This is a genomic window from Dermacoccus sp. 147Ba, assembly GCF_004151355.1.
In the GTDB taxonomy this organism is placed as follows: Bacteria; Actinomycetota; Actinomycetes; order Actinomycetales; family Dermatophilaceae; genus Dermacoccus; species Dermacoccus abyssi.
The window spans coordinates 1-18,749 of record NZ_SEHL01000018.1 but is presented as its reverse complement, the minus strand read 5'-3'; the positions used below and the strand labels follow the sequence as shown (position 1 = coordinate 18,749).

Below are 18,749 nucleotides of genomic sequence, written 5' to 3'. Positions count from 1 at the left end.
CTCCTTCGTCGTCTTGGCGGTACTGCTGCCTACTTCGCCACGGCCCGCGCGTAGATGCGGGTAGCGAGTGGCACGAAGATTGCGAGAACCACGAGTACCCAGGCCAGCGTGTAGATCTCTGCGTGCTGCAGCGCCCACGTGTACTCGATCTTCTCGCGCATGGCCGCCGAGTCACCGCCCATGGCGCCGAGGTTGCCGAAGCGTTCACGGGCGGCGTGCGTGATGGTGGAGACCGGGTTCCAGCCAGCGAACCACTTGAGTGCGCTCGGCATGTTCTCAGCCGGCACGAACGTGTTGGCGATGAAGGTGAGCGGGAAGATCACCATGAACGCGGCGTTGTTGACGATCTCCGGCGCCTTCACCTTGAGGCCGATGCACGCCATGATCCACGAGATCGCGTAGCTGAACAGGAGCATGAGCGCGTAGGCGATGAGCGCGTCGAGCACGCTTCCGCGGATGCGCCACCCGATGACGAGGCCCGTCAGGGACATGACGACGAGCACGATGACGTTGTTGACCACGTCGCTCAGGGTGCGCCCCACGAGCACCGACGACGGGTGCATCGGCAGCGTCCGGAAGCGGTCGATGACGCCCTTCTGCATGTCGTCGGCGAGGCCGGCACCGGTGATCGTGGCGCCGAAGACGATGGTCTGGGCGAAGATACCGGCCATCATGAACTCGCGGTAGCCGCCGGCGTTCGGTCCGGCGAGCGAACCGAAGACGTAACCGAAGAGCAACACGAACATGATCGGCTGCATCGTCGAGAACACGAGCAGGTCGGGAACCCGCTTGATCTTGATGAGGTTGCGACGCATGACGGTGAGTGCGTCGGACACGAGGTGACCCATCAGTGCTCACCCCCTTCGCTCGCGGCATCGGCTTCGTCCTCGGACTCCGCGACCGAGTGGCCGGTGAGCGAGAGGAAGGCGTCGTCGAGGGTGGGGCGACGCACGGCGATGTCCGCCACCTCGATGCCGGCCTCGTCGAGGTCCCGCACGAGTGCGACGAGGGCGCGAGTGCCGGATTCGACCGGGACGACGAGCTCGCGGCCGCCTTCCGGAGCGTCCACCTCGCCGGAGCCGTGACGCGCCATGAACTCGCGGGCGCGGGCGACGTCGCCCTTCTCGCGAAGGTGCACTTCGAGGCGCTCTCCCCCGACCTCGTTCTTGAGGTCGTCGGCCGTTCCGCGCGCGATGACGTGCCCGCCGTCGACGACGACGATCGAGTCCGCGAGACGGTCGGCTTCCTCGAGGTACTGGGTCGTCAGGAGCAGGCTCGTGCCGCCGGAGACGAGTTCCTCGATGACCTCCCACATCTCGCCGCGACTGCGCGGGTCGAGGCCGGTCGTCGGCTCGTCGAGGAAGATGACCGGCGGGCGGGCGACGAGTGCTCCGGCGAGGTCGAGGCGGCGGCGCATGCCGCCCGAGTACGTCTTGGCCGGGCGGTTGGCCGCGTCCTCCAGACGGAATTGGGCGAGCAATTCCTTGGCCCGCGCCTTCGACGCCTTCCCACCGAGGTGATACAGGCGGCCGATCATGTCGAGGTTCTCGAAGCCGGTGAGGTATTCGTCGACGGCCGCGTACTGGCCGGAGACGCCGATGCGGCGACGCACTTCGTCGGCCTGCTTCACGACGTCGGCTCCGGCAACACGCGCATGGCCGCCGTCGGGGCGGATGAGCGTCGTGAGCATGCGCACGGTTGTCGTCTTACCGGCACCGTTCGGGCCAAGGACACCGAGCACGGTGCCCTCGGGAACCGTGAGGCTGACATCGGCCACCGCTACGGACTGGCCGAACTTCTTGACGAGGCCCTCGGCCTCCACCGCGTGAGGCACGGGTGTCTCCGTTCGTCGAGGCGCCCGGGATACGAGCGCCTGTCCCATGGTCTCAGGGCATCGAGCCTTCTGGCCAACCCTTTTGGGTGAACGGGCGTCCAGTTCGACGTCAGACGCTGCCCGAACTCAACTGTGCGACAACGCTGACGGCGAGGAACGCCGCGATGACCACACAGATCCAGCCCCAGACCCATGCGGCCTGGTCGGGCTTGGGGCCACGAAGCTCCGAGCGAGGCCCGTTCGGGCCGAGGTACGGCGCGATGTCGCCTGGTACCTCGCGTCGTTCCTGATCGAACGGGCCGCCGTGCGTGCGCGCCCACCACTCCTCCGCGCGGGTGAGCGCAGCGTCGCGCACGGCCCACTCGCGCCGTGCGACCGCTGAACGGTGCAGCAGTCGCACGGCGAGAAAGAGGGCCATCGCCAGGAGGACGAGGCGGATGACGACGCCGGTCATCGCGTGCTGTCGAGCGCCTGACGCAGGTCGGCGACGAGGTCGTCCGCGTCTTCGATGCCGACGGACAGGCGGATGAGTGCCGGAGGCACCTCGAGCGCGGTGCCCGCAACGCTCGCGTGCGTCATCTTGCCCGGGTGCTCGATGAGCGACTCGACACCGCCGAGGCTTTCGCCGAGGGTGAAGATCTTCGTCGCGTCGCACACCTCGAGCGCACGCTCCATGCCGCCGGCGACCTCGAAGCTCACCATGCCGCCGAAACGCTTCATCTGCTTCGCGGCGACCTCGTGGCCGGGGTGCTCGGCCAGGCCCGGGTAATAGATCTTCGTGACGTCGTCGCGTGCCGAGAGGAACTCGACGACCTTCTCCGCGTTGTCGCAGTGGCGCTCCATGCGCACCGAGAGAGTCTTGAGGCCACGCAGCGTGAGCCAGGCGTCGAACGGGCCGGCGATGGCGCCGAGCGCGTTCTGGTTGAACCGGATCATGGCCGCCACCTCGGCGTACTCCTCGACCGCGACATTGTCACCGACGACGACGGCGCCGCCGACAACGTCGGAGTGGCCACCGGCGTACTTCGTCGTCGAGTGGACGACGATGTCGGCGCCGAGGGCGAGCGGCTGCTGGAGGTAGCTCGAGGCGAAGGTGTTGTCGACGACGAGCAGCGCTCCGCGCTCGTGCGCGACGGCGGCGATGGCCGTGATGTCGGCGATGCCGAGGAGCGGGTTGGTGGGCGTCTCGACCCAGACGAGCTTCGTCTTGTCCGTCATCGCGGCGGCGACGGCCTGAGGGTCCGCGATGGGAGCGGTGGAGTAGTCGACGCCCCAGTGCTGCGTCACCTTGTCGACGAGGCGGAACGTGCCGCCGTAGGCGTCGGTGGGGATGACCATGTGGTCGCCGGGGCGCAGAACAGCGCGCAGCACAGCGTCGGAGCCGGCGAGGCCCGAGGCGAACGCGTAGCCGTGCGTACCGCCCTCGAGAGCCGCGATGCATTCCTCGAGCGCGGTGCGGGTGGGGTTGGCCGACCGGCTGTACTCGTAGCCCTCACGCAGACCTCCGACCCCGTCCTGCTTGTACGTCGAGGTCTGGTAGATCGCGGGGACGACGGCCCCGGTGCGCGGATCGGGCTCCTGCCCTGCGTGGATGGCGCGGGTGGTGAACCCCAGGGACTCAAGCTCGTTCTCGTGCGTCATGATCGCAAGCCTAGTGGCGTCCTCTGACAACCCGCGAAAGGCACTCCGCGCATAGGCTGACAGCCCCCGGTTCGCTTCCCTGAGAGGCCCGACCCATGGCCCGCGTCCTCGTCATCGGTTCGACGAACGTCGACCTCGCCGTGCGCGTTGAACGTCACCCGTCACCGGGCGAAACGCTCAGCGCTCGGACGCTGCACACCTCCCCCGGCGGCAAGGGGGCGAACCAAGCCCTGGCTGCCGCCCTGAGCGGTGCCGACGTCGTCTTCGCTGCGAAGGTGGGGCGCGACGCCTACGCCGACGAGGCACTGCGCCTCCTGCGCACATCAAGGGTGGACCTCTCCCGTGTCGAGGTTGTCGACGACCCGACCGGAACGGCGTTCATCACGATCGACGACAGCGGTGAGAACAGCATCGTCATCGTCCCCGGAGCCAACGGTGCCTGGCGGCCGGAGGACGTGCGCACGCTCGAGTCAGCGATTGCCGACGCTGAGGCCGTTGTCTGCCAGGGCGAGATCCCCGCGGAGGTGGTCGACGCCGTGGCCGTGGCTTGCCGGGCTGCCTCGACGCGGTTCGTCCTCAACCTCGCGCCGGTCATCGACGTGGCGCGCGAGACGCTGACCGCCGGGGACCCGCTCGTCGTCAACCAGCACGAGGCGCGACTCGCTGCCGACGCACTGGGCATCGCACCCGCCGACGACGACAGCGAAATGATCCGCGCCGTGGTGGCCGCCGGCGTTCCGTCGCTCGTCCTGACCCGCGGGGCCGACTCGACGCTCCTTGTCTCCGCCGACCGCGTCGACGAGATCGTCTCCTGCCCTGTCGACGTCGTCGACACCACCGGGGCGGGCGACGCGTTCGTCGGGGCACTCGTCGCGAAGCTCGCAGACGGTGCCGACACGCGTGACGCTGCCCGCTACGCAGCCGCCTTCGCGGCCGACACCGTCACACGCGCCGGAGCGCAGGAGTCCTACCGACGAGGCTGAGCGCCCTCACCGGGAACAACGACGGTGGCCGCCCCGAGGAGGGACGGCCACCGTCGAACGCTCCGGCGTTCAGGAGGAAGTGATCAGGCGTCGAGCGCCCTGTCGAGCTCCTTGTAGTCGATGCCGGCAGGTGCCTTGGCGACGACCGTCTGCAGCATGCCGAGTCGTGCAGCCTTGAGCTTCTCGTCATCAGCCATGACGAGCACCTCGTCGAAGAACGTGTTCAGCTTGTCGGTGAGACCGCTTGCCGCAGCGAACCATTCGGTAAGTGAACCGCGGGAGTTGTCGGCCAGGTCGGCCACGAGCGGAGCGACAACCCTCTCTGCGTCGTCGGTGAGAACCGACGCGTCGAAGGAGGCGTCGGTGCCCGCAGGAACGATGCGCGTGATGCGCTGCGTCACCTGCACGAGAGCCGCGAACGCCTCGTCTCCCGAGAGCCTCTGGATGTCGGCGAGGTAGGCCTCCGCCGCACCCGGCGTGCCGGCCGACGGAGCCACCGCCGCAACGAGCGGCGCGGAGACGCCCTCGTCACGCAGCTGCTGGCCGAAGCGGCCCTCGACGAACTCGGCTGCAGCCGCGAGCGCTTCGCCGGAGACCTCGACGCCCTGCTCGCGCAGGCGCGCCGCTGCGGCCTCGAGCCCGGAAGCCACGCTCACGGTGGCCACCGTCGGCACGCCGCGCAGGATCGAGACGACACCGAGCGCGGCGCGACGTAGCGCGAAGGGGTCGGACGAACCGGTCGGCTTCGCGCCGATGGCGAACATCGCAGTGAGCAGGTCGAAGCGGTCGGCGAGGGCGAGCAGTGCACCCGGCGTCGAGACCGGCAGCGAGTCACCGGCCGAACGGGGCTTCTCCATCTCGAAGAGTGCCTCCGCGACGGCCGGGGTCTCCCCTGCCTTGAGCGCGTACTCGCGCGCCATCGTGCCCGCGAGCGACGAGAGTTCGACGACCATCTGCGTCGACAGGTCGAACTTGGCGAGTTCGCCTGCGCGCGTCAGCGTCGTCTTGTCGTCGCCCGACAGCTCCACATGGCCGGCGAGCGCCTGAGCCACGTCGCGGATGCGATCCGCGCGCTGGGCGAAGGAGCCGAGACGGTTCTCGAACGTCAGGGAGTCGATGTTCCGACGGAAGTCGTCGAGGCCCACCTTGAGGTCGGCGTCCCAGAAGAAGGCCGCGTCCTCGTAGCGGGCGCGCAGCACCGACTCGTTGCCGACGCGCACGACGTCGTCGTCGATCGCCCCGTTGGCCATCGTGACGAAGTACGGCATGAGCTTGCCCGACTCGTCGCGCACCGGCAGGTAACGCTGGTGCTTGCGCATGACGGTGGTGAGGATCTGCTCGGGCAGGTCGAGGTAACGCTCCTCGAAGGTGCCGAGCACGCCGCGCGGCTCCTCGACGAGGTTCGTGATCTCGTCGACGAGACCGGCCTCGCCCTCGATGTCGATCGTGCCGCCCACGGAGCGAGCGAGTTCCAGCGCGCCGTCGACGACGGCCTGGCGCCGCGCGTCGATGTCGAGGAGGAAGCCGGCGCCCTCGAGCGTGCTGACGAGATCCTCGGCCGAGGCGATGTCGACGTGCGGCTGCGCAGCGGTGCGCTGCAGGTACGTGGTGCGACCCGCCGTGAGAAGACCGGCCGTCGCGGGGACGACAGCAGTGCCCCACAGCGCCACGAGCCAACGGATCGGGCGGCTGAAGGTGAGCTCCGGGTCGTTCCACTTCATGTTCTTGTCGCTGCGCAGGCCCGCGACGACGTCAGTGACGATCGCGCCGAGCACCTCGAGCACACCGCGACCGGTCTGCGTCTGCTTGACGGCGACGTGCTCCGCGCCGTCGAACTCAGCGGTGACGACGTCATCGACGGAGACGCCCTTGCCGCGGGCGAACCCTTCGAGCGCCTTCGTGGGCTTGCCGTCGGCGTCGTAGGCGGCCGCGACCTTGGGCCCCTTGGCGAGCGTCTCGGCGTCCGGCTCGTGCGCGCTGACGCCGGGCACCGTGACAACGATGCGGCGCGGCGTGCCGACGACGCTGAGGTCACCGTGCTCGAGGCGGGTGGCCGCGAGCGCCGTCGTGACGGCCTCCTTCACCGCGGGGAGGGTGGCGTCGACGACGTGCGGCGGCATCTCCTCGACGCCAATCTCGAACGCGAACGTCTGAGCGTCGTCGCCGAGGTCCGTCGCCGACTCGGCCTTCTGGGCCGGCTGCGTGACGTTCGGCGCCGTCACCGCTGCAGCAGCGATCTCGTTGACGCGCGACGTGGCGACGCCCTCCTTGAGCAGCGGGAAGCCGAGCTCCTCGCGGCGTTCGGTCCACAGAGCACCGGCCTCGCGGGCGAGGCGGCGCATGAGCGAGAACGAGCGAGCGCGCTCGGTGGTCGACACGGCGCCACGCGAGTCGAGGATGTTGAACGCGTGCGAGCTCTTGAGCACGTACGTCCACGCCGGCACGGGCAGGCGGGCGTCGATCATGCGCTGCGCTTCGTCCGTGTAGTTCTTGAAGAAGGTGTGCGCAGTCTCGACGTCGGCGTCGTCGAGGTAGTAGCGCGACATCTCGTACTCGTTCTGCGCGAAGACCTCGCCGTAGGAGATGCCCTCGGCGTACGCCATGTCCTTGAAGTGCGTGACGCCCTGGAGCGCCATGAGGATGCGCTCCATGCCGTAGGTGAGTTCGACGGAGATCGGCTCGAGGTTCTGGCCCACGACCTGCTGGAAGTAGGTGAACTGCGTGACCTCCATGCCGTCGAGCCAGACCTCCCACCCGAGGCCCCACGCGCCGATGGCGGGCTGCTGCCAGTTGTCCTCGACGAAGCGCACGTCGTGCGCGTCGAGGTCGATGCCAAGCGCCTGCAGGGAGCCGAGGTAGAGCTCCTGCGGGTTGCCCGGGTCGGGCTTGAGGATGACCTGGAACTGCGTGTGCGTCTGCAGACGGTTGGGGTTCTCGCCGTAGCGGCTGTCGTCGGGGCGCACGGAGGGTTCGACGTACGCGACGTGCCACGGCTCGGGCCCGAGGACGCGCATGACCGTGGCGGGGTTCATCGTTCCCGCCCCGACCTCGGTGTTGTAGGGCTGGACCACCATGCAACCGCGGTCGGTCCAGTACTTCTGCAACGTCAACAGGGCATCTTGCATCGTCAGTACATCGGTCACACGCCCAAGGTTACCGAGTGCCGCGTGTCACCCGCGCCACCGTTCGTCCACGGGAGCCGGTGCCTTGTCGCTCAGGCGTCGTGTGCAGCGTCACCCGGAGCCGAATCGAGCACCTTCTGCCACTCGACCAACGTCCCCTCTCGCTCGTAGCCGAGTTCACGGTTGATGCGCAGCATGTGCTCGTTGGTCTCGTCGTTCCAGGTGCGTTGCACGGTGACGCCGGGCGCGGCCTGGGGCAGAGCCAAGGACACGGCAGCCTTCACGCGGTAGCCGAGCCGATGGCCCCGGTGGGCTTTCGCGACGAGGGTGTCGTCCTGGTAGGCGATCCACGGTGTTTCCGCGGGCACCGAAACGTGCGTGAACGCGGCCATCTCACCGGTTTCCTCGTGCCAGGCCACGGCCTCGACGACGACGCGCCCGCGACGTTCGTCCTCGTCGAACATCGCGGTGACGCGCTCGGGGGTCCAGTTCTCCGGCTCGATGGCGAGGTCGCCGAGAGGTGTGTCGGTCGACATCATTCCGGCGAGGCGCGCCCGTTCCGGCAGCCAGTCTTCGGGAAGCCGACCGACGACGGTCTCGATGCGGTAGCCGTCGTTCATCTCGATGACGCGGCGCATCTCGGCCCCGATGTCGGCGCTCACGGGGAGCCGCTGCCCGTTACGCACGCACGTCTGCGCTTCCGCATAGCCCGCTGCTTCGAAGAAGGCGGCCTCGTCGTTGGCGGCACCGACCGGCGTCTGCGTTTCGATCATGAGCGTGGTGCGCCCGGCCTCTCGGCAGACACGTTCGACCTCGTCGACGAGACGTTGCTTGAGCGCCGTAGCCCGCTCGTCGAGGCAGGCGACGTCGAACCCGGCGAGATGTGGGTTGTCCTGCGTCGGCATCCCGATGGCTGCGGACCCGACGACGTCGCCGTCGTCGTCGATCGCGGCGAGCCAGACCTTCGCGTGGGCCAGGGACTCCCACATCTGTGCGAGTTCGTTCGGCGGGTAGGCAGTCGTGTCGCGCCCCCACTGGCGGCCCCCGGCCGTGACGAAGACGGTCGCCCACTCCTCGAACTGCGGGTGTTCAGGGGTGATCCGTTCGATGCGCACCGTGTTCATGCCAGTCATGGAACGCCAGCAACCGCGCACCCGACAAGTGAATTTCCGGCGGTACCGGCCCTACGATCGACGGCAGGCCCGGAACCCGACGCCACATCACCCTGCGTTTCATGGCCGCACCGATGGATGCCAACGTGCGCGGGCGCGTCGGTGCCGGCCGGATGCTCGAGTGGATCGACGAGTCCGCGTACGCCTGTGCCGCGGCGTGGAGCGGGCACTACTGCGTGACGGCCTACGTCGGCAATGTGCGCTTCCACCAGCCGTTGCACGTCCGCGACCTCGTCGAGGTGCAGGCGCGGTTCATCCACACGGGCACGTCGAGCATGCACGTGTCGGCGCGAGTGCGCTCGGGCAACCCGCGCACGGGCGAACTGAACCTCACGACCGAGTGCACGATGGTGCTTGTCGGCCTTGACAACGACGGCGACAAGCGGGCCGTGCCGCCTTGGGTGCCAACGCTTTCCGAGGACGTCGCGCTCGACACGGACGCGCAGACGATGGTCGAGATCCGCGCGAGGCTACTGCGCCCCATCCCACTCGAAGTGCCGCCGCTCGTCGACTGACGCGCGCCGTTCACGCGGTTGCTCCGCGAGTTCGGAATCCTCTCGGACACGCCTGCGTTGAACACAGCGACTCCAGTGAAAGGAACGCCCCATGTGGTTCACCCGTCAGGATTCCGCCCCGGTCGACGTCGCTGCCGTGCACGACGTTCTCGGCACGCCACTGCTCGGCGGGTGGCCGGACAAGACCGAGACGCTGTACGTCGCGATGGGATGTTTCTGGGGTGCGGAGCGCATCTTCTGGCAGATCCCGGGGGTCGTCTCGACGGCCGTCGGCTACATGGGTGGCGACCGTGAGAACCCCTCGTACGAGGACGTCTGCACGGGCACGACGGGCCACACCGAGGCCGTCCAGATCGCGTACGACCCGGAGAAGGTCTCCCCGGCCCAGCTGCTCAAGGCGTTCTGGGAGAACCATGACCCGACGACGGCCAACCGTCAGGGCAATGACATCGGCACGCAGTACCGCTCTGCGGTCTACTGGACGACGCCCCAGCAGGAGACCGCTACGCGTCGCACCGCGGAAGCGTTCCAGGATGCGCTGACCGACGCGGGCCGCGGCGCCATCACGACGGAGATGAAGCCCGCCGACGAAGCCGGAAAGTTCTGGCCGGCCGAGGGCTACCACCAGCAGTACCTCGCGAAAAATCCAGGCGGGTACTGCAATCACGGCTACAAGGGCGTGACGTGCCCGGTCGGCGTGGCCGACCTCCCCGCGCAGACCGACGTTCTTCCGCCGAGCAAATAAGCGCGAGCTCGGGGTACCTCGACCCCGTGGAGTCCACGCTCCGCCCCTAGTGACTCCAGCCCACGGGGAGAGCACGGCGTCAGCGCATCTCTCCACTGGGCAGACTTTCCTGCCGTTGGGTCGAGGCGGCGACTACCCAACCGCAGGAAACTCGGCCCAGCGGTGACACAGAGTGGCCCAGATCACTTGATTTGACGGGCTTCTCGCGGCGCCTCTAATGTAATGCCTGTCAAGAGATCCGATGCAAAGCCCTGGCTGGTCGGACGGCAACCCTCACGAACGTGGCGGGGTGCTCCAGGTGATGACACGGCCGCGTCAACCGCGCGGCAAGCACGTTCCGCACCCGGAACACATCCCTTTCGAGGGCTTCGTACCGGTGCGCCCGATCCCGGGAGATCACATGCAGCACACGCATCGCCCCACCCAGGCCCCCACCGCGCGACCGCACACGCACGACGCCGCGTTCGCGCGCCCCAAGCACTGACCGCACCCATCGTCGGGCGGTCGTCGCCGCCCACCCCACCGGCGCCTCGCACGCCCCTTCGAGGAAGGCATCACCATGTCCGAGAACACCAACTCCACCACCCCCGGAGCCAGCCCGGCCGTCCAGGCCCTGCCCGAAAAGCCGAAGAGCAACGGCCCCAAGTACGCGGCCATCGGCGCAGGCGTCCTCGTCGTCGCGCTCGCCGCAGGCTTCGGCATCAAGGCCTTCACGGGTAGCGACGACGAGAAGCTGACGAAGATCACCGTCGGTACCACCGAAGCGTCCGACCCGTACTGGACCGAACTGGTCAAGGTCGGCAAGAAGAAGTACGGCCTCGACATCCAGCCGGTCAACTTCACCGACTACACGCAGGCCAACCCGGCGCTCTCCCAGGGCCAGGTCGACGTCAACCAGTTCCAGCACCTGCAGTTCCTCGCCGACTACAACGCCGCGAAGAACGACACCCTGACGCCGGTCGGCTCCACCTACATCGTGCCGCTGTCGCTGTACTCGAAGAAGCACACCACGGTGAACGAGTTCGCCGACGGCGGCAAGGTCGCCATCCCGAACGACGCGACGAACCAGGCACGCGCCCTCCTGCTCCTGCAGAGCGCCGGTCTGCTCACGCTCAAGGGCGGGGGCAACTCCCTGTCGACGCCCGCCGAGATCGACGCCGCGAAGTCGAAGGTCGGCGTCACGCCCGTCGACGCTGCCCAGACCGCAGCCGCCCTGCCCTCCGTCGAGGGCGCCGTGGTCAACAACAACTTCGCCGCCGACGCGAACCTCGACCCGAGCAAGGCGCTGTTCAAGGACGACCCCAAGGCGAAGTCCTCGGAGCCGTACATCAACGTCATCGTGGCCCGCAAGAAGGACGCCGACAACCCGACGTACGCGAAGTTCGTCCAGGCGTACCACGAGAAGTCGGTGCAGGACCTCATCTCCAAGCGCACCAAGGGAACCCAGTACGAGGTGAAGCGTTCCGTCGCGGACGTGCGCGGCATCCTCACCCGCATCGAGTCGCAGATCAAGGCCAAGAAGTGACCCCCACTCCCCCGGCCCGACCCGAGAACGCGCCGGCGGTCCGGCTGCGCGGCGTGAGCAAGACCTTCGTGCGCGGCAAGAAGAACGTCACCGCGCTGCAGGAGATCGACCTCGACGTCGCTACCGGCCGCGTCCTCGCCGTCATCGGGTTCTCCGGTGCAGGCAAGAGCACCCTCGTGCGGCTCATCAACGCGCTCGAGACCCCGACGACCGGCTCCGTCGAGGTCGACGGCGTCGATCTGGCGGGTCTGGGAGCAAAGCAGATCCGAGCTCTGCGGGCCCGCATCGGCATGGTGTTCCAGCAGTTCAATCTCATCCGCTCGCGCACGGTGTACGCCAACGTCGCCTATCCGCTCGAGGTCGCCGGTTGGGACAAGGACAAGCAGGAGGCGCGAGTCACCGAACTGCTCCACTTCGTCGGTCTGACGGAGAAGGCCTGGGCCTATCCTGACGAGCTGTCCGGCGGCCAGAAGCAGCGCGTCGGCATCGCCCGCGCCCTGGCCACGAACCCGGAGATCCTGCTCGCCGACGAGTCGACCTCCGCCCTCGACCCCGACACGACGAAGGACGTCCTCGCCCTCCTGCGCCGCGTCAACGATGAGCTCGGCGTGACGATCGTCGTCATCACGCACGAGATGGACGTCGTGCGTGAACTGGCCGACGACGTCGTGGTCCTCGAACACGGCCGCCTCGTCGAATCCGGGCCGACCGAGCAGGTGCTCGGCGCACCGACATCGTCAGCCACGCGGCGGCTCGTCGACGCGACGCTGCGCAACGTGCCCGACGCCCGCGAGATCGCGCGGCTGCGCGAGAGGGTGAGCGGACGCCTCGTCACGGCAACCGTCCACGACTCCGCTGGATTCGGAAGGGTTCTCGCCTCCACCGGCGCCCGCGGTGTCGAACCGGAGATCGTCCACGGTGGCCTCACGCCCCTCAAGGAAGCGAACCTCACGACGTTGACCCTGGCCCTGCGCGGTGACGACGTCACCGTCACGCAGGTGCTGACCGACCTCGCCCAGGTCGCCACCGTCCACGAACTCGAGGAGGCCACGGCATGAAGGTCATCACTGCGGACACGGACTGGAGCGCACTGCGCCCCGTGCTGTGGGAGTCGGTCGGGCAGACCCTCCTCATGGTCAGCGCCACCATCGTCCTCGGCGGTCTGTTCGGGCTCGTGCTCGGCGTGCTGCTCAACACGACGCGCCGCGGCGGCATCATGGCCAACCCGACGGTTCACACGATCCTCAACGTGCTCGTCAACATCATCCGGCCGATCCCGTTCATCATCTTCGCGGCCGCGCTCGGTCCGCTGACGCTGAAGGTCACCGGCTCGACGATCGGTACCGCGTCGATGATCTTCCCGCTGACGCTCGCCGCAACGTTCGGCATCAGTCGCATCGTCGAACAGAACCTCGTGAGTGTCGACCCGGGCGTCATCGAGGCGGCTCAGGCGATGGGCGCGAGCCCGTGGCGGATCATCCGCACCGTTCTCATCCCCGAGGCGCTCGCGCCGCTCATCCTCGGGTACACCTTCGCGCTCGTCGCCGTCATCGACATGACCGCGGTCGTCGGCGCGATGGGCGGCGGCGGTCTCGGCAACTTCGCGCTGGCGTACGGCTACCAGCGCTACCAGTGGGCCGTGACGTGGGCAGCCGTCGTCATCATCATCGTGTTCGTGCAGATCGCGCAGTTCATCGGTAACGCACTGGCCCGCAAGGCTCTGCGTCACTGATCGACGCGCTCGGGCGTCCAAAGGGTCAGTCCGTCAGCGGGTCGACGAAGCGGCCTGCTGCAACTGGGCGCGCAGATCCTGCGGCATGCCGTGACGCTTCTTGCCGTGGCCCTTGCCGTGACCGTGGCCGCGCCCCGAGTCGGACGCCGACTCCGTCAGCGCGTTCGCCGGGCCCGGCGCCGGCTGCGGCACCGGCTCGCACTTCACGTCCGAGTGCCCCTGCCCGCGAGTGCGCTGCGGCGTCTTGCCGGACAGCAGGTAGGTGGCGATCTTGTCGTCCGTGCACGCGATACCGCTCAGCGAACCCGAGTGCGTCGTGCCGCCGACGCCCTCGATGAGCGAGCTCTTCGGGAAGCGCTTACGCACCTCGAGCGCACCGCCGTACGGCGTCGCGCCGTCCTTCGTCTCCGAGATGAGCAGGATGGGCCCGACCTTCGAACCGTCGACGCGGGGCGCCTGGCGGTTGCTCGCCTTCACCGGCCAGCTCGTGCACGGAAGGTTGAACATCGCATTGGCCCACGTCTCGAACGGCGCCTTCTTGGCGACGCGCGTATTGTCGGCCTTCCACTTGTTCCACGACGTGGGCCAGGCAACATCCGAGCACTGCGTGCCGAGGTAGACCGCATACCCGTTGTCCGAACCCGGGCCGGAGCCGTTCGCCTCGTCGTAGAGGTCGGTGACCGGGCCGAAGTCGCCCTTGAACGCCGCGACGAGTGCCTCGGCGTCACCTTCCCAGCCGAACACGTAGTAACCGGCGTTGAGGAAGGCATCCGTCCACTCGTTCGGTCCGATCTTGCCGTCGGCCGGCGTTTTCGCGAGCTTGTCGAGCATCGCGTACCAGCGCTTCTTGATCGCCTTGCCGCTCTTGCCCAGGTGGTAGGTGGCGTCGTTCTTGGCGACCCAGTCGAAGAAGGTGTCCATGTTCGCGTCGAACGCGACGTCCTGGTTGAGGTTCGCGTCGTACCAGACGTCCTTGGGGTTGACGACGCCGTCGAGCACCATGCGGCGCGTTTGCTTGGGATACATCGTCGCGTAGACCTGGCCGAGGTAGGAGCCGTAGCTGAAACCGTAGAAGTTGATCTGCTTCTCACCGAGGGCCTTGCGGATCGAGTCCATGTCACGCACGTTGTCGACGGTCTTCATGTGCGGCAACAGACGTGCGCCGTCCGCCTTCGAGCAGGCCTTCGAGTAGCCCGCGGTCTTGTGTAGCCACTGACGTTCCGTGCCGGCCTTCGTCACGCGGTAGTCGGGGCGGTTGTAGCCGAAGTAGTTACCGTCGCACGCGAGGCTCGGGAGGCTGTCGCCGACGCCTCGCGGGTCGAATCCGATCCAGTCGTACGGGTCGCCGCCTCCGTTCGGCACCCACTGACCCAGGCGTGCCAACGTCAGGCCGGAACCGCCGGGGCCACCCGGGTTGACGAGCATGATGCCCTGCTTCTTCGCGTCGGGCGTCTTGTGCTTGATACGGGACACGGCGAGCTTGATCTTCGCGCCCTTCGGCTTCGCGTAGTCGAGGGGAACCGTGACGTAGCCGCACTGGGCACCCGCCTTGACGAGACTCGGCGCCTTGCATGCTCCCCATGACACCGGCGGTGGCGTGTAGCTCGACGACGCGCCGGACGTCGGCGCCTTGGACGAGGCCTGCCGGGCGCTCGCACCTGCAGGTGCAAGGCCGATGCTGACGAGACCGAAGGCTGCGGCTGCTGCGCTGAGAGACTTCTTCATGGTTCCCCTTGAATCCCTTTGCGCGACGCGTTCGTTCGCGCACTCACCCACTGATCTTGCCGCTCATAGGTCATCAATGGGTGAAAAGAACTCAAGGAATTGTCATCCACCTCATAGCTCAGTCGAGAGGAGAGCAGGTTCCCTTCGCCGAGGAGGAGGGTCCACTCAGCCCTGCGGACGGACGAACGGGAACGCGAGCGTGGCGCGGATCGGAGCCCCGAGCAGCATCATGATCGTGCGGTCGACGCCGATGCCGAGGCCACCCGTGGGCGGCATCGCGTACTCGAGCGCGCCGAGGAACGACTCGTCGAGCGACATCGCCTCGACGTCACCGGCCGCCGCCTTGAGCGACTGCTCGGTGAGGCGACGACGCTGCTCGACCGGATCGACCAGCTCGGTGTACGCCGTACCGATCTCGGCGCCGAAGGCCACGAGGTCCCAGCGTTCCGAGAGGCGCGGATCGTCACGGTGCTCCCGCGTGAGCGGCGACGTCTCGACGGGAAAGTCGGTGTAGAACGTCGGGGAGGTCGTTCGTGCCTCGACGAGTTCGTCGTACAGCTCGACGACGAGTTCGCCGGCGCCCTTCTCCCGCGGAGCATCGATGCCGTGGGTTTCGCACACCGCAGCGACTTCCTCACGTGTCGACGCGGACGTGAGCGTCACGCCGCAGGCCTTCGACACCGCCTCGTGGACGGGCACGGCGGGCCACGGTCCAGAAAGATCGACACGCTCCACGCTGCCGTCCGACATCGGTCGCAGCGCGATCTCCTCACCGTGCACCGCGCGTGCCACTGCGAGCAGGACCTCGCGCGTCAGGTGACGCATTGTTGTGTAATCGCCGTACGCGTCGTAGGCCTCGAGCGAGGTGAACTCGGGGTTGTGCGTCGCGTCGGCGCCCTCGTTGCGGAAGTTTCGGTTCAGTTCGAAGACCTTCTGCATGCCACCGACCGCGAGGCGCTTGAGATAGAGCTCCGGCGCGATGCGCAGGAACAGATCCATGCCGTAGGCGTTGATGTGTGTCTTGAACGGCCGCGCGGACGCTCCGCCGTGCACGGCCTGGAGCATCGGGGTCTCCACCTCGGTGTAGCCCAGGTCGTCGAACGCGTCACGGAAAGCGCGCACCCCACGTGAGCGTGCTTGCAGCATCTCCATGGAGTCGGCGTTGACGATGAGGTCGAGCGAGCGCTGACGCACGCGAGCGTCAGGGTCGCGGAAGCCGGAGTGCAGATCGGGTACCGGGCTGAGGCATTTGGCCGCCATCTGCCACGAGTCCACGAGAACCGACAACTCGCCGCGCTTCGAGGTCACCACCTCGCCGCTGACGCTGATGATGTCGCCGAGATCGATCCAGTGGCCCCAACGGCCGAAGGCAGGCTCCGGGGTGCCGTCCCGTGTGGCCATCGCCTGAAGGCGAACGCCGTTCTCCTCGAGCACGATGAAGCTCACCCCACCGAGGTCGCGCAGAGCGCGCACTCGGCCCGTGACGGAGACTCGCTCCCCCGTTGCGGCGTCGGGCGCCAGATCGGGGTGGCGCGCCACGACGTCGGCAACGGTCGTCGTCCGCGGAACGCGGGGCGGGTAGGCCTCCACGCCGGCTTCGGCCATCTGCGTCAGCTTCGCGCGCCGGACGCGCTGCTGCTCACTGCGCCGCGGCTCGGGAACGCGCGGGGTGAGGCTCTCGGCCTCGAGCGCCTGAACCCGCTCGACGAAGTCGGCCTCCGGGCGCGGCGGCTGGTGGTCGGCCGGCTTCGGCCCCACGAGCAGGCGCGGACCGAGAAGGGGCACGAAGCCCTCCGCCACGCCCATGGCCAGGGCGGCGCGCGGCACCGTCAGCTCGGGGTCGTAACAGAGATAACGCGGCACCCACTCGGGGCGGTACTTGTCGTTCGAGCGGTAGAGCGTCTCGAGCTGCCAGAAGCGAGACGCGAACGACAGCGCCTTGTCGCTCAGTCGTGTCACGGGACCGGCACCGACCTCATCGGCATCGGCGAAGACGTTGCGGAAAACCGCGAAGTTGAGCGAGATACGCCGGACCCCCAGCGCCGGCGCGGCTTCGACGAGGTGGGCGACCATGTACTCGTTGAGCCCGTTCTCTGCGGCCCGGTCACGGCGCATGACGTCGAGGGACAGTCCACGCGCACCCCACGGCACGAAGGACAGGAACCCGCGCACGGCCCCGCTCTCGTCGTGAGCCGTGATGACGACGCAGCGTCCGTCAGCGCGATCGCCGAGACGGTTGAGCGCCATGGAGAACCCACGCTCGGTCTCGTTGCCGCGCCAGGCGTCCGCCAGCCGCGAGATCTCATCGAGTTCCTGGCCGGACAGCTCTTCGTGCCGGCGCACGTGTGTCGAGTAACCGGCGCGTTCGACGCGGGTGACCGCCTGGCGCACGGGACGCATCGTGCGCCCCTGAAGGGTGAATGCGTCGACGTCGATGATTGCCTCGTCGCCCAAGGACCACGCCTTGAGACCCGCGTCGACGTACGCCTGCGCGCCGTCAGCGCTCGCCGACAGGACGGCCGGGTAGAGCCCGTGCTCAGCACACTGCTCCAGCCAGCCTTCGATCGCGCCGTTCCAGGATTCGCGTCGCCCCACGGGGTCGGCCGATGCAACGCTGACGCTTCCCTCGTTGCGGAACGTGAGCGCGGCTCGCCCGTCTGGTGCGAAGAGCGCGGACTTGTCACGACGAGTGGCGAAGTAGCCGAGCGAGTCGTCCTCGCCGTGTTCGAGAAGCAGACCACGCAGACGCAATTCGTCGTCCGCGTCCGTCAGGCCACGCACACGCCCGGAGCGCCACAGCACGAGGACGGCGAACAACAACGCGAGTGTGGACAGGACGCTGCCGATACCGAAGACCCACTGATGACCGTGGTGGCCGGCGAATCCCGGAGTGTCAGGAGGAGTCCGGACACCGAAAGCGCTCCGGATTCCCCACACGACCCGTTGCCCCACGGTGTCGAGGCTGCGAGGGAAGAACAGCGTGAGTGCCACGGTCACGAGAACGGAGAAGGCCCACCCACTGAGCAGGGCGACGAGGGAGGCCCGCTTCGCGCCTTCGCTGAGACGAGTCTTGAACGCACGTCGAGAAGCTAAGACGAGGGCGAAGCTCGCAACCGAGATGCCCAGCGTGACGCTGGAGACGATCGGCGATATCTGGAAGCGCGCCCAATCTCGATAGGCCCCGTGAACGTGGAGCCGATCGAGCATGAGAAGCGACTCTGTGCGGAAGAAGATCCGCATGACGGAGTCGAAGACGGCGAGGCCCATGATGAACACGAGCGCCGTGTGAGCTGCTCGGAAGCGACGTCGTATTCCACCGGAGAGCACGAGTGTCATGCAGACCACGAAGAGTGACGGCTCACTGGGGATGTCGAACCAGCCGAGGACGTCCATGACGACGTTGAGAAATGTGTTGCGACGAACGGGGATCGCCACGAGGGACACGAGCGCAGCGACGAGAAGCAGCCGGCCGGCCCAGGTCGCAACCTCGTCCCGCCAACCCTCGTCGCGCCAACCGCGTCGGGATCTGACGCCGCTCTTGTTCCCCTGCTTCACAGCCACACGTGTGAGGGTAGCCGCCGCACAATGCAAGAAACCCGAGACGGTCCCAGACGCGTTGAAGGAAAGACTTTTGGGTATGCGAAAAAAGGGGGTTCTCGAACCTGAACCATAGTCGGTGTGGGCCGAGCCGTTGGGCTACAAGGCCGTCACACGTGTGACACGTTCAGATCGTTCGAGAACCCCCTTTTCCATGG

Annotated in this window: 14 protein-coding genes and 1 riboswitch; of the genes, 6 read left to right on the top strand and 8 right to left on the bottom strand. The window is 67.8% G+C overall.

What is annotated here, in order from left to right; genetic code table 11:
- Positions 1 to 29: 29 nt before the first annotated feature.
- From EVU97_RS14685 to EVU97_RS14670, 4 genes are all read right to left on the bottom strand, one after another.
- The gene (locus EVU97_RS14685) at positions 30 to 848 is read right to left on the bottom strand and encodes an ABC transporter permease (protein ID WP_129666904.1); all 819 of its coding nucleotides are present in this window, start codon (positions 846 to 848) and stop codon (positions 30 to 32) included.
- Positions 848 to 1,834 (bottom strand): ATP-binding cassette domain-containing protein, encoded by a 987-nt coding sequence (locus EVU97_RS14680; RefSeq protein WP_118913407.1) that lies wholly within the window; start codon positions 1,832 to 1,834, stop codon positions 848 to 850. Before EVU97_RS14680 ends, EVU97_RS14685 begins: the two co-directional genes overlap by 1 nt.
- A gap of 109 nt (positions 1,835 to 1,943) precedes the next feature.
- Positions 1,944 to 2,288, bottom strand: a complete 345-nt coding sequence (locus tag EVU97_RS14675) for a hypothetical protein (protein ID WP_129666902.1) — start codon at positions 2,286 to 2,288, stop codon at positions 1,944 to 1,946.
- On the bottom strand, positions 2,285 to 3,475 hold the full coding sequence (locus EVU97_RS14670) for a cystathionine gamma-synthase (RefSeq protein ID WP_129666899.1): 1,191 nt from the start codon (positions 3,473 to 3,475) through the stop codon (positions 2,285 to 2,287). Before EVU97_RS14670 ends, EVU97_RS14675 begins: the two co-directional genes overlap by 4 nt.
- A 95-nt stretch (positions 3,476 to 3,570) precedes the next feature.
- Between EVU97_RS14670 and EVU97_RS14665 the strand changes: the two genes are divergently transcribed.
- A complete protein-coding gene (locus EVU97_RS14665) occupies positions 3,571 to 4,458 on the top strand; it encodes a ribokinase (RefSeq protein ID WP_129666897.1) in 888 nt (295 codons plus the stop codon).
- An 83-nt stretch (positions 4,459 to 4,541) separates the two neighbouring features.
- Here EVU97_RS14665 and EVU97_RS14660 read toward each other — a convergent pair whose 3' ends face one another.
- Both EVU97_RS14660 and EVU97_RS14655 read right to left on the bottom strand, forming a co-directional pair.
- Complete coding sequence (locus EVU97_RS14660; RefSeq protein WP_370448544.1) at positions 4,542 to 7,601, bottom strand: glycine--tRNA ligase; 3,060 nt, start codon at positions 7,599 to 7,601, stop codon at positions 4,542 to 4,544.
- Between the two features lie 71 nt (positions 7,602 to 7,672).
- On the bottom strand, positions 7,673 to 8,713 hold the full coding sequence (locus EVU97_RS14655; RefSeq protein ID WP_129666895.1) for a GNAT family N-acetyltransferase: 1,041 nt from the start codon (positions 8,711 to 8,713) through the stop codon (positions 7,673 to 7,675).
- A 101-nt stretch (positions 8,714 to 8,814) separates the two neighbouring features.
- On the opposite strand from EVU97_RS14655, the gene EVU97_RS14650 reads away from it, so the two are divergent.
- The 5 genes from EVU97_RS14650 to EVU97_RS14630 all read left to right on the top strand — a co-directional run bounded on the left by EVU97_RS14650 (position 8,815) and on the right by EVU97_RS14630 (position 13,269).
- The gene (locus EVU97_RS14650) at positions 8,815 to 9,267 is read left to right on the top strand and encodes an acyl-CoA thioesterase (RefSeq protein WP_129666893.1); all 453 of its coding nucleotides are present in this window, start codon (positions 8,815 to 8,817) and stop codon (positions 9,265 to 9,267) included.
- Positions 9,268 to 9,358: 91 nt separating this feature from the next.
- On the top strand, positions 9,359 to 10,012 hold the full coding sequence (msrA, locus tag EVU97_RS14645) for a peptide-methionine (S)-S-oxide reductase MsrA (protein WP_129666891.1): 654 nt from the start codon (positions 9,359 to 9,361) through the stop codon (positions 10,010 to 10,012).
- A gap of 227 nt (positions 10,013 to 10,239) precedes the next feature.
- Positions 10,240 to 10,351: riboswitch (SAM riboswitch) on the top strand.
- Between the two features lie 220 nt (positions 10,352 to 10,571).
- Positions 10,572 to 11,537 (top strand): MetQ/NlpA family ABC transporter substrate-binding protein, encoded by a 966-nt coding sequence (locus EVU97_RS14640; protein ID WP_129666889.1) that lies wholly within the window; start codon positions 10,572 to 10,574, stop codon positions 11,535 to 11,537.
- Positions 11,534 to 12,595, top strand: coding sequence for a methionine ABC transporter ATP-binding protein (locus tag EVU97_RS14635; protein ID WP_047311756.1), 1,062 nt, complete (start codon positions 11,534 to 11,536; stop codon positions 12,593 to 12,595). Before EVU97_RS14640 ends, EVU97_RS14635 begins: the two co-directional genes overlap by 4 nt.
- Positions 12,592 to 13,269, top strand: coding sequence for a methionine ABC transporter permease (locus EVU97_RS14630; RefSeq protein ID WP_047311755.1), 678 nt, complete (start codon positions 12,592 to 12,594; stop codon positions 13,267 to 13,269). Before EVU97_RS14635 ends, EVU97_RS14630 begins: the two co-directional genes overlap by 4 nt.
- 33 nt (positions 13,270 to 13,302) lie before the next feature.
- Here the strand turns inward: EVU97_RS14630 and EVU97_RS14625 are convergent, their stop codons facing one another.
- Complete coding sequence (locus EVU97_RS14625) at positions 13,303 to 14,994, bottom strand: alpha/beta fold hydrolase (RefSeq protein ID WP_129666887.1); 1,692 nt, start codon at positions 14,992 to 14,994, stop codon at positions 13,303 to 13,305.
- Positions 14,995 to 15,159: 165 nt separating this feature from the next.
- Positions 15,160 to 18,555, bottom strand: coding sequence for a bifunctional lysylphosphatidylglycerol synthetase/lysine--tRNA ligase LysX (lysX, locus tag EVU97_RS14620; RefSeq protein ID WP_240730253.1), 3,396 nt, complete (start codon positions 18,553 to 18,555; stop codon positions 15,160 to 15,162).
- Between the last annotated feature and the right edge of the window lie 194 nt (positions 18,556 to 18,749).